The sequence below is a fragment of the Microcystis sp. Msp_OC_L_20101000_S702 genome, assembly GCF_007095705.1.
GTDB classification, from domain to species: domain Bacteria; phylum Cyanobacteriota; class Cyanobacteriia; order Cyanobacteriales; family Microcystaceae; genus Microcystis; species Microcystis ichthyoblabe_A.
Window position 1 is genome coordinate 1 of sequence record NZ_SFBO01000023.1, and the last position, 11,606, is coordinate 11,606.

Genomic DNA, 11,606 nt, shown 5'->3' on the forward strand with positions numbered 1-11,606 from the left:
CTTCTGGATCATGCTGGCACTACTTTGATATAATATCCCGCCTATTCTTATCCATTTTTCCAATTTTCTCTCAGCACCTCTGAACGTTCTACAACTTTGATAAGTTTGTCTAATTTCTTCTTTCATTTCCCAGGCTATTCCCAAGCATGAATGTTCTTTCCGGATAACTTCTAGTTGTTGTTTTTGTTCGTGCTTTAAGTCCTCTTTATTCTTCCATAATAAATGAGGTAATCCTTTTTCATGCACCCCCATTAACTTTCTCAATTTATTAAGCTCGTCATTGATGATAGCCATTACATGAAAACGGTCATAGATGATTTTAGCATTGGGAAATAATTCCTTGTTCACTGCTGTAAATCCTGACCACATATCGACGCTCACTTCTTTCACCTTCTCCCGAACTGCGTCTGGCTGTGCCTTTAAGGATTCCCAATTGATCTTGCTTATGTCCTTTAATCACATCTAGTAAAATTTTCTTGTCCAGAACTACGACCGTTGTTATGAAATCTTTATGTCCTTTTAAGTGACTAAATTCATCTAAGCTTATTCGTTCTGGTGCTTCCCACTCTTCCTTTTCTAGTTCTTTAGCACAGTGATTAAATATTAACTCAACTTCTGCCCATCCTAACCCTTCTTCTCGACTTATTTCTTCGATGCTACAATTTTTTACTCTCTCATAAATCATCGATTCATAGCGAATTGTCTGATGCTGTCTTAATCTCATAAAACATAGTCTTTCGCTGATATACTTTTGGCACTTTTGACAATGAAACTGGCGGCGTGGTACTTCTAAATATACTCAATTGCCTAATATTGACAAATCTCTGACTAGATTATACTCTGTCTGATTGATTCTGTCCAAGGTTTCATGGCATTTCGGACATTCAATTGTTTCATTTTAAAGAGCAAGCTTTAGGAAAATTGTTTGAGTAATTTTTTGATAATTGACCACTGTTACATTTGGTAAATCGAGGAGTTGATCAAAATTTATCCACATAACTCACCTCCTGTTCTGTGTTACTATTATACCATGCTCACACAGAACCTAGAAGGGCCAATGCGTCTTAGTCTAGAATTGTGATAGAACAGATAGTAATCCCCTAAACCCTTGACAATAAGCAGCTGAACAATGGGATTAAGCTCCTTGCCCGTTCACGAATCATTTAGAATTGCTGTAGCTACTCAATTAAAGTAGTATTTGCCTGAAAGAGGGCAAAAAATCTAGAAAATCTAAATAACTAAACCCAAAATCTAGGACAGAAATATGGAAACTCTGACGTTTAGTCAACCAATGCAGTTAACTGCATTACCCACCCAAGATGAACTTCCCTGCGATGATGGAGTACCCATGGAAACTCAAAGGCATAAATGGCAGATGGATCTGTTAATAGACAGTATATCCCCTTGGCTAGACCGACGAGAAGATGGTTATGCCAGTGGCAATATGTTTGTCTATTTCAGTACAGCACAACTGAAAAATCAAGACTTCAAAGGACCTGATTTTTTTGCCGTCTTAGGCGTGCCAAAAGGGGAGCGAAAAAGTTGGGTTACTTGGGAGGAGGGAAAAGCTCCCGATGTAGTGATTGAACTCCTCTCGGAAAGTACCACCCAAATAGACAAAACCGAGAAAAAACAGATTTATCAAGATAAGTTACGAGTGCCTGAATATTTCTGGTACGATCCTTTTAATCCTGAAGATTTTGCCGAATTTGTCTTAGTTGATGGCCTATATGAACCGCGGCAACCCAACGAGAAAGGATGGCTAATCAGTGGTCGTTTGGGATTAGCTTTAGTTCGTTGGCAGGGAGAATATAGAGGGGTAACAACCGTCTGGATTCGCTGGGCGACTTTAGATGGAATCTTGTTGCCAACCCCGCGAGAGTTGGCTGAAGAAGCACAACAGAAAGCTGAGGAAGCACAACAGAAAGCTGAAGAAGCACAACAGAAAGCTGAGGCAGCACAACAGAAAGCTGAGGCAGCACAACAGAAAGCTGAGGCAGCCGAAGAAAAAGCCGAAAGATTGGCGGCTAAACTCAGGGAATTGGGGATTAATCCTGAAAGTCTCTGACTTCGTCTGGGTGGATTTTGGTAGTCCCACTAGCCTAGAGTTGACAATTTGGTCAGGCTGGGTTATGATGCTGCGAGTTAAAAGTAAATCCGTGTATGACTGACTTCCAACTAACCACTCCTGTGGCCTTCCTGATTTTTAATCGACCTGATACGACAGCGAGGGTATTTGAAGCTATCCGTCAGGCGAAACCACCTAAGTTATTAGTGGTTGCCGACGGTCCTCGTCCAGATAGAGCCGATGATATTGAAAAGTGTAAAGCTGCTCGTGCTATCATTGATGGAGTTGATTGGGATTGTGAGGTGTTGACAGATTATTCTGATGTTAATTTAGGTTGTAAAAGTCGGGTATCGAGTGGATTAAATTGGGTTTTTGAGATAGTTCAAGAGGTTATTATTCTTGAAGATGACTGCTTGCCTCATTCTACTTTTTTTCGATTTTGTGAAGAATTACTAAAACTCTATAGAAACGACTCAAGAATCATGCAAATATGTGGCTCTAATTTTCTGAATGGTAAGAGAAAAATTGGTGATAGTTATTACTTCTCAAAATACGGTCCAATATGGGGCTGGGCCGCTTGGCAGAGAGCGTGGAAATATTATGACGTTAACATCAACTTGTGGAAGGAAGTTAAAGACCAGCAGATCTATTATAATTTTTGTGAAAATCTAGAAGAGAGCTTGACTAGAATCGACTTATATGATAAAGTTTCAATCGGTGAGATAGATACATGGGATTATCAGTGGGCGTTTGCCAAGTTTATTAACTCTGGTCTTTGCGTAACCCCCAATGTAAATTTGATTTCGAATATAGGTTTTAGAGAAGATGCTACCCATACGTTTAACCCCAATACTAAAGAAGCCAATATGTCAACTTCAGCAATAGAGTTTCCTCTGAAGCATCCTTTGGGAATCTATAGGGATCGTAAAGCGGACGAGATTTACTTCGCACACACTCTTAAAAGATCAAGCTTGAAATCTAATGTCCGTAAGTTTGTGAGTTTGCTTAAGTCCCTCAGCGCAAAAGTTGTGTAATATCATTGTATTTTAATTAATTTTAGACAAATTTAATAGATTTATGAAAGTCACAATAATTACCACAATCAATCATAATGTAGGGGATGATTTTGTTAGAGAAGGAATAATTTATCTTCTCAAACAAAGATTTCTGGGGGAAAACCTCTCTATTCAAAACGTACATAAACATTCTCCTATCACATCTAGATATGGTTTTGAGTGGTTTCGGGATTTACGCTTTTCCCGACGTGTTGATCCGCTGCTACCATTAACATTGACAAAAGACAGAGTTCTAGAAGCTGATTTACTGGTGCAAAGTGGAGCACCTGTTTATTGGTCTCACGAAGGTGGTCCAAACTGTGCCGACAGTGAGTGGTTTGAACCATTAATTAGACGGCGCTATCAAAAGGTTAAAGATCGTGTCCCATTCATTAACTTAGCTGCGGGGACTTGCCAAAAATACCACAGCGACGGAAGGGAGTTTCTCGAATCCAAGAAAGATGTAAATTACATTAAAGAACTACATTCTCTGACAAAGATAACTACTGTCCGTGACAGTCTAGCCAGGAAAGTGTTAAATAGTCTTGGTTTGGATGCACCAGTGATTCCATGCTCTTCTATTTTTGCCAGAGATCAATTAGGTATTGAACCTAGTGATCCTAGTTTTGTTGCCTTGAATTATATGCGAGGCGGTGCTCACTATAGTTTTGGTCAAAAAATTGATTATGATAAATGGGAGAAAGCTTTTCGTGAATTCTATAACCAAATTAAAATTAGTGAGCGGTGCATTTTTGTTTGCCATAACCAAGCTGAAGTGAATGAAGCCCGCAAGATTGACTCTAAAGCCAATATTTTCTTTTCCCAAGATTATGTTGATTATCTTAGACTTTACTCACAGGCTAAATATGGTATAATGAACAGAGTTCATGGTGCATTTATGCTGGCTAGTTTTGGTCGTCCGTCATTTGTAGTAGGCAATGATTCGAGAGCTTGCATGGCTAAAGAGATTGGTTTACGCAATGCTTTTGTTAATGATGTCGATGTGACTCGTTTAATTTCTGAGTATCAATATCTCAAGAATGGGGCAGATAGTTTTGAGGAACGATTCTCACAGATTAAAACAAAAGCTTATCAAGATTATCAATCAGCTTTAATTAAATTAGAAAACTTGCTTTAAGCATACTATGGAAAGTAATCTAGACATACAAGAATATCCAGACAGCTTCTTCCTCTTACAAAAACAGATACAACAGAGTGTGGAAGAGCATACTTTGGTTATTAACTCTCTAGCTAATTACTTAGCAGAGATTCAACAACTAGCTACTCTTGTAGTCAAAACTCTGAAAACAGGAAACAAAATTTTGTTAATGGGCAATGGGGGTAGTGCTGCTGATGCACAACATATAGCAGCGGAGATAGTAGGACGATTCACTACAGAACGTCGTGGACTTCCAGCGATTGCCTTAACAACAGATACCTCAATTTTAACTTCGATTGGAAATGATTATGGGTATGACAATATATTTAGTCGCCAAGTTGAGGCATTAGCTAATGCTAACGATCTAGTTATTGGTATCTCTACATCTGGCAATAGCAAAAATGTACTACAGGCGTTGACGGCTGCTGCATCCCTCGGTTGTCAGACAGCCGCTCTATTAGGTAAAGGTGGCGGAGAAATTAAAAATGTTGTAAACTTATCCTTGATAGTTCCTTCTAGTAATACAGCCCGAATTCAAGAGGCACATATTCTAATCGGACATATATTATGTCAAGTAGTTGATTCGGCTTTTACTTGCTCAATTCCTACTATTACATAATGACAATAAAGAAAAAATTCGGAGGTAATGGATTGCGTGAACACAGAAATTAAAGATTGTCAGAGTATTTTAATTTTACGTCCCGATAATTTAGGAGATGTAGTGCTGTTCTCTGGTACTCTTCGTCATATACGGAATCATTTTCAAAATGCGACTATCTCTTTGTGTGTAAAAAAGTATGTGCAAAACTATATTGAGTATTGTCCCTACATCGATTACGTCCATACCTGGGATAAATATGCTATGCCATCTAGTAGTTTTATCCCCCCTAATATGCTTCGTGGTCGCACATATTTACTGGGTTGGTTTGACAAATTAAACCGCAAACCTTTATTGCAATATCTTAAAACTGATCTTTTATTAGTGCCTGTACGTTCGCCATCAAAGGGGATATATGGTGAATATGCAATAGTTTCTGATATCCCCGCAAGAATAAAAATTGGGATAGCCGGAGATTACTCAAATCAAGATTGTAAAACTGAGGCAAAGTACAGCAATTTATACAGTCGGTGCCTACATTTAGGTACAGGTTTGGTAGATTTGCATGAATTAAATGTGACGGCTCAGTTTCTTCAATTATTAGGTATCAATACTACTATTGAGGATTTGTGGCCTGAAGTTTGGACAACCGACGAGGATCGAATTTGGGCGAAGGAAAGAATACCTCAGAGTTCTACATCTACTGTATTAGCTCTTTGTCCCGGAGCCTCTGATAAACGAAAATTGTATCCAATTCAGCAATACAGATCTATATTTAATTATCTTAATAATGAACTTTTGACAATTGTTTTGTTCGGAAGTAAGTCTGAGAGAAACTTGTGTGATAAGATACAGCAGGAAATAAAAAGCTGCAAAAACGTACTCAAAGTATTCAATCTTGCTGGAGATAGTACAGTAAGGCAGTTAATTGAAGGATTAAGAAATTGTGATATTGTACTCTCCACAGATTCTGCTTCTCTTCATTTAAGTGTAGCGATAAAGAAGCCTGTTGTTGGTATTATGGGGGGTTGGCATTATGGTCGGTTTTATCCCTGGGGAAATCCTAATATACATCGAGTTGTAAATCAATCTATGGATTGTTACTGGTGTAATTCGCGTTGTATATTTCGGAATATTAGATGTATCGAAGAAATTGAACCCATTAAAATTGCCTTAGAATTGCAAAGCTTAATAGAGGATTTGTGTCATGCAAAAAAAGTATAAACCCATTGATTTGAAAAATGTCAAGACGTTGCCACTGGAGGATCGCCCAACCAAAGTTCAATCGTCAGATTTTGCCCAGTTATGTCCAGTCAATCCAAATCTTATGCAGTTTCTGGAATCATTACCAGATATTTTGAAAGCGCGAGAATTACGGGCGGTTGTTGAGGCAATTGTCGCTGCAAATCAGCGTCAGAAGCCAGTAGTTATAGGCATTGGAGGACATATCATTAAATGTGGACTGAGTCCTTTAATAATCCAACTCATGACAGAGGGTATAATTAGTGGTATAGCGATGAACGGTGGAGCCAGTATTCATGACTTTGAACTAGCTTTAATTGGACGAACCTCGGAAGATGTTGCTGCTAGTTTAGAGTCTGGTATGTTTGGCATGGTTCGGGAAACTGGCGAATCTATGAATCATGCTATTAAATTAGGTTCAGAAAGAAGTCTCGGATTAGGTGAGAGTCTTGGTATGCGGCTAATTGAGATTGCTCCCCCTTTTCTTGAATATAGTATTCTTGCTGCTGGAAAGAAACTTGGGATACCTGTAACCGTCCATACTGCAATAGGCGGCGACACCATTCACATGCATCCTGGTGCAGACGGTTCAGCATTGGGGCATACGAGTTTCATTGATTTTCGGCTATTAACTTCTATCATCATGGATTTTGACAGTGGAGGTGTCTATCTAAATTTAGGATCTGCTGTTATACTACCAGAAGTATTTCTGAAAGCACTCAATCTTGCTCGAAATTTGTCATCCCATAAAATAGAGAGTTTTACAACTGTAAATATGGATATGCTTCAACATTATCGGCCACTTCAAAATGTGGTTCAAAGACCTACCCAGATTGAAGGACACGGCTATTCGATAACAGGGCATCACGAAATTATGATTCCTCTGCTTCTGCATGCTGTACTGGCAAAGCTCAAAGCAAATTCATTGTAAATTCATTAGTTAGTTAAAATAATTCCGAAAAAAAGATGATAAAGAGGTTTTTTGAAAAAGGTCTAAATTTGATTTCTCAATTATTACTACGCTCTGAATATTTAATGAGTTCAAATTCTGTTGAACAGCTAGGGTTAAGCCTACAGTATAAACAACTATATCGGCACGGTTCTAATCCATTAGCATTTAGCGAGGTTGGGTTTAGAGTACATTCTCAAAATGAGGAAGATGGTATTCTCCTTTATATATTTTCACTTATTGGCACGACGAATAAGAAGTGTGTTGAAATTTGTGCGGGTGATGGAATTGAATGCAATACAGCAAATCTAATTATTAACCATAGATGGTTTGGTTTACTATGTGATGGTTCGCAAAAAAATGTGGAAATAGCGAAAAAAATCTACTTCAAACACCCAGATACAAAATATTGGCCGCCTTCAATTACTTGTCAATGGATTACAGCCAAAAATGTTAATCAAACTATTGCTGAAAATGGTTTCAATGGAGAAATAGACCTTCTCTCTTTAGATATTGATGGGATTGATTATTGGCTATGGAAAGAAATTTCTTGCATTTCTCCGAGAGTGGTAGTTCTTGAATTTAATCATCTCTGGGGACCTGATGTTTCTGTCACTGTTCCCTATGCAGATGATTTCAAGGCAGAGTTTACCCAATATGGTTCTGATTATGCCGGCGCTTCTCTACTAGCCTTTGTTAAGTTAGGTAAAGAAAAAGGCTATCGCCTGGTGGGAACGAATGCTATCGCTACAAATGCCTTCTTCATCCGAGAAGATATTGCCTGTAGTTGGTTACCTGAAATAGAACCTGCTACCTGCTTTGGACATCCGCGGGCTCAGTTTGGCATGAAACATCGTTTGCCTGGGGTGAAAGATAAAAAATGGATTGAAGTATAGTTGTAAATCTAAGCTTATTCAATCACATATCGCTCATTTAACAATAGTAAAAAATGCTTATATTTCTTAATCAATCTACAACCCAGCAGTTAATCAGAGAAAAATTTATCAATATCAAAATTGCCGTAATTGGTGATTTAATGCTAGATCGATATATCTGGGGTAGCGTTTCTCGTATATCTCCCGAAGCACCCGTTCCAGTGGTTAGGGTTAATAAAAAAACAGTATCACTTGGAGGAGCGGGTAACGTCGCTTGTAACTTAGCTACTCTCGGCTGTCAAGTTCATCTACTTGGTATAGTTGGCGCTGATATTGAAGCAGAAATTCTAACTCGTGAAATGCTAAATCTAAATATAATTACAGATGGGATAGTCACCGATCCAAACCGTCCAACTACAGTTAAAACAAGAATCATTAGTCACTCCCAGCAAATGCTCCGCCTAGATGATGAGAATACAGGAGCAATTGACTCAGATATGGAGCAAAATTTACTAGAACGTAGCATCAATAAACTTGATGATGTAAATGTTGTCATCCTATCAGATTATGGTAAGGGAGTTTTAACTGACCACTTCTTGAAGGTTTTCTTGCCAATAGCTAGACAGAAAGGCGTGAGAGTATTAGTTGATCCCAAGCGTACTGACTATACAGCTTATACAGGTGCGGCTGCCATCACACCAAATCGTCCTGAATCTGAGTTGGCAATCAAGCACTCTTTAATCAGCGATGAAGATTTTGAATTTGCCGCCCAAGAATTTCAACAAAAGTATGCGCTGGAAGCTGTACTAATTACTCGTAGTGAGCGCGGCATGACTTTATTTTGGAATGGTAAAGGCTATCACTTTCCCACTCAAGCACGAGAAGTATTCGATGTATCTGGTGCAGGGGACAGCGTAATAGCTATATTAGGAGCCGGTTTATCCGCCGGATTATCTTGGACTGAAGCAGTAGAATTAGCTAATCTAGGCGCTGGCATTGCCGTTCAGAAAGTGGGAACTGCTCCTGTACACGCTGAAGAATTGCTGCAAGTTATTGAGCAGGAAGGAATTAGTAAATTGAACAGTAAAATTCTGCAACTGTCAGATTTAATGCGCCAAATAGCTGCCTGGCGAGTTCAAGGAAAGAAAATTATTTTCACCAACGGCTGCTTTGATATACTACATATAGGTCATGTAGTATATCTAGAAAAAGCTAGAGCTATGGGGGATGTATTAATTGTTGGACTGAATACGGATCAATCTGTGAAAAGATTAAAAGGAGCAGAACGTCCCCTGGTTTCCGAAGCCGATCGAGCCAGAGTTCTGGCAGCACTTAGCTCAGTTAGTGCTGTTGTTTTATTCGATCAAGATACTCCGATAAAGTTAATTGAAGCTATTAAGCCTGATATTTTAGTTAAAGGTGCTGACTATCAGGAAGAAGAAGTGGTTGGTGCTGATTTTGTACGCTCATATCAAGGGCAAGTAGCACTGATACCTTTAGTGAAAGATAGATCGACTACACAAATCATCAATAAATTCCCAAAAATTACCCCCAACTGGCATTAAAACCATGAATAAAGCCTTATTTTTGGATCGAGATGGAGTTATCATTGATTACATTCCCTATCTAAGTCAGCCAGAACAAGTAAAGATTCCCCAAAGTGCCGGTTCAACCTTGAAGCAATGGCAAGATGTAGGTTACTTACTGATTTTATATACCAACCAATCTGGTGTCGGGCGGGGCTATTTTAGTCTTGAAGACGTAGAAGCTGTCCATAGGCGAGTTTTTCATGAATATCAAAAATTTGGTGTATTTTTCCACGATCTTTTACTTTGTCCTCACCATCCTTCAGAAAACTGCCAATGTCGGAAGCCTTCACCTTACTTGTTACTAGAAGCATCGAGAAAATATGATATTGATATTGCCCAATCTTTTTTTATTGGTGATGCACCAAGTGATTTAGAATGTGCCATAAAAGCAGGTTGTCAACCTGTTTTGCTATTAACTGGCAGGGGGAAATCTACAGTAAAGCAAATCGACAAATATTCAACAAAAATTGCAGTTTTTAATCAACTGTATGAGACTCTTGAGTTGATTAAAAACCATAAAACTTTAGAATGTTCTAGGTAAGGAGATTTTAGCCATGCTCAAAAAAATAGTCAAGAAACTCGCCAGAAGTTTAGGAATTGATCTAAAAAGATACAATGTACAAACATCTGAAGCGGCGAAAATGCATCGCTTGTTAGCCTATCACAATATTGACTTAGTATTCGATGTTGGCGCTAATATTGGGCAATATGCCAAATTACTGCGAGAGTTAGGCTATTCAGGGAGGATTGTTTCCTTTGAACCGCTGTCAAGTGCTTACTCTCAATTAAAAGCTGTTAGTGAAAAAGACCCGCTCTGGGAAATTGCTCCCCAAACTGCCATTGGCAACCAAGAAGGTGAAATTATCATCAATATTGCTGGTAACAGCCAGAGTAGTTCAGCTTTGCCAATGTTGGATGCTCACTTAGAATCTGCCCCCGAATCAGCTTACTCTGGTTCAGAAACAGTAAAATTGAGCAGGCTAGATACCCTGGCCAAGGACTATATCAAAAGCGAAACTAAGTCCATTTTTCTCAAAATAGATGTGCAAGGATTGGAAAAACAAGTGCTAGAAGGGGCAACAGCAATTTTGCCTTTGGTTAAAGGTATTAAGCTTGAATTATCTTTAGTCCCTCTCTACGAAGGTCAAGTCCTGTTTAAAGAAATGATTGATATTATAGAAAAACTAGGTTACGAACTGTACGGTATTGAACCAGGGTTTACTGCCGAAAAAACTGGGAGGATGTTGCAGATGGATGGCATTTTCTTTAAACCAGATTAAAAATTTAATCTGGTAAAACATGAGCAAATTTATTTGTAGATATCCCTTCTTAAATAGTGCTACAGTATGTACACAATGCGTACACAACGAGAGAGACTATGGATTAAGTATGACATTGAGAAAATTGGGGTGCGAGAATTTCGGAGCGAACTCCCTAAATACCTATACGGTGAGACTCCCGTTGAGGTACTACGTCACGGTCATACTGTTGGGTTCTATTTCCCCGTTAAACAGCAGGGGGAAATATGGCAGCATAAATTAGAGTTAGTGGTCTTCGGTGCCTCTGAACCAGTGAATCCGCCTGATTTCGGCTTAAAAACCCATTATTTAGGCAGATTAAATGATGATATTTCCCTAGCTTTAGTCTATGCCGCCGCCGATATTTTTGTCGCTCCCTCAATTGAGGATAATCTTCCCAATACAGTCATGGAAGCTCTCGCTTGTGCCACTCCCTCTGTTGCCTTTAAAATTGGTGGAATGCCTGATATGATCGAACATCAAGAGAATGGTTATCTGGCTCACCCCTTCGAGGTGGAAGACTTAGCAAGCGGAATTAATTGGGTATTAGAAGATACAGAAAGGTATAACCAATTGTGCATTCGGGCAAGGCAAAAAGTGGAGCAAGAATTTACTCTTGAGATTCAAGCATCTAAGTATTTAAAGCTGTACAATGAAATATTGTAATATAAGCAACCTCGAAAAATTGCCTCTCTTTTCAATAACAGAAGCCTAAAAGCGCCTATAGCGTTTCCTGTTCGCAAGAGGTATATTATCGATGTTGAAAACCCTAA

The 11,606-nt window shown here is 38.8% G+C and carries 11 protein-coding genes and 1 pseudogene; 11 read left to right on the forward strand and 1 reads right to left on the reverse strand.

Features of this window, described 5'->3' with window-relative positions; all coding sequences use genetic code 11:
• Positions 1–997 (reverse strand): annotated as a pseudogene (locus tag EWV60_RS02530) (ISL3 family transposase); the annotation flags it as partial.
• A gap of 267 nt (positions 998–1,264) precedes the next feature.
• Between EWV60_RS02530 and EWV60_RS02535 the strand changes: the two are divergent.
• The 11 genes from EWV60_RS02535 (at position 1,265) to EWV60_RS02585 (ending at position 11,499) form a co-directional block, all read left to right on the forward strand.
• Positions 1,265–2,068: a Uma2 family endonuclease gene (locus EWV60_RS02535; protein ID WP_287230683.1), complete on the forward strand. Its 804-nt coding sequence runs from the start codon at positions 1,265–1,267 to the stop codon at positions 2,066–2,068.
• 95 nt (positions 2,069–2,163) lie between these two features.
• Positions 2,164–3,102 carry a glycosyltransferase family 2 protein gene (locus tag EWV60_RS02540; protein ID WP_287230685.1) on the forward strand — a complete coding sequence of 313 codons (939 nt, stop codon included), beginning with the start codon at positions 2,164–2,166 and terminating at the stop codon, positions 3,100–3,102.
• A 43-nt stretch (positions 3,103–3,145) separates the two neighbouring features.
• A complete protein-coding gene (locus EWV60_RS02545) occupies positions 3,146–4,261 on the forward strand; it encodes a polysaccharide pyruvyl transferase family protein (RefSeq protein ID WP_103112308.1) in 1,116 nt (371 codons plus the stop codon).
• A gap of 7 nt (positions 4,262–4,268) precedes the next feature.
• Positions 4,269–4,901 (forward strand): D-sedoheptulose 7-phosphate isomerase, encoded by a 633-nt coding sequence (locus tag EWV60_RS02550; protein WP_287230691.1) that lies wholly within the window; start codon positions 4,269–4,271, stop codon positions 4,899–4,901.
• Positions 4,902–4,937: 36 nt separating this feature from the next.
• Positions 4,938–6,104 carry a glycosyltransferase family 9 protein gene (locus tag EWV60_RS02555; RefSeq protein WP_287230693.1) on the forward strand — a complete coding sequence of 389 codons (1,167 nt, stop codon included), beginning with the start codon at positions 4,938–4,940 and terminating at the stop codon, positions 6,102–6,104.
• Positions 6,088–7,053: a GSU2086 family protein gene (locus EWV60_RS02560; protein WP_287230695.1), complete on the forward strand. Its 966-nt coding sequence runs from the start codon at positions 6,088–6,090 to the stop codon at positions 7,051–7,053. The genes EWV60_RS02555 and EWV60_RS02560 overlap by 17 nt, the downstream gene beginning before the upstream one ends.
• Before the next feature lie 35 nt (positions 7,054–7,088).
• Positions 7,089–7,967, forward strand: a complete 879-nt coding sequence (locus EWV60_RS02565; protein ID WP_287230697.1) for a hypothetical protein — start codon at positions 7,089–7,091, stop codon at positions 7,965–7,967.
• A gap of 53 nt (positions 7,968–8,020) precedes the next feature.
• Positions 8,021–9,511, forward strand: coding sequence for a D-glycero-beta-D-manno-heptose-7-phosphate kinase (rfaE1, locus tag EWV60_RS02570; RefSeq protein ID WP_287230700.1), 1,491 nt, complete (start codon positions 8,021–8,023; stop codon positions 9,509–9,511).
• Between the two features lie 4 nt (positions 9,512–9,515).
• The gene (locus tag EWV60_RS02575) at positions 9,516–10,076 is read left to right on the forward strand and encodes a D-glycero-alpha-D-manno-heptose-1,7-bisphosphate 7-phosphatase (RefSeq protein ID WP_287230703.1); all 561 of its coding nucleotides are present in this window, start codon (positions 9,516–9,518) and stop codon (positions 10,074–10,076) included.
• Between the two features lie 13 nt (positions 10,077–10,089).
• A complete protein-coding gene (locus EWV60_RS02580) occupies positions 10,090–10,815 on the forward strand; it encodes an FkbM family methyltransferase (RefSeq protein WP_287230706.1) in 726 nt (241 codons plus the stop codon).
• Positions 10,816–10,890: 75 nt separating this feature from the next.
• Positions 10,891–11,499 (forward strand): glycosyltransferase, encoded by a 609-nt coding sequence (locus tag EWV60_RS02585; RefSeq protein WP_287230709.1) that lies wholly within the window; start codon positions 10,891–10,893, stop codon positions 11,497–11,499.
• Positions 11,500–11,606: the final 107 nt, after the last annotated feature.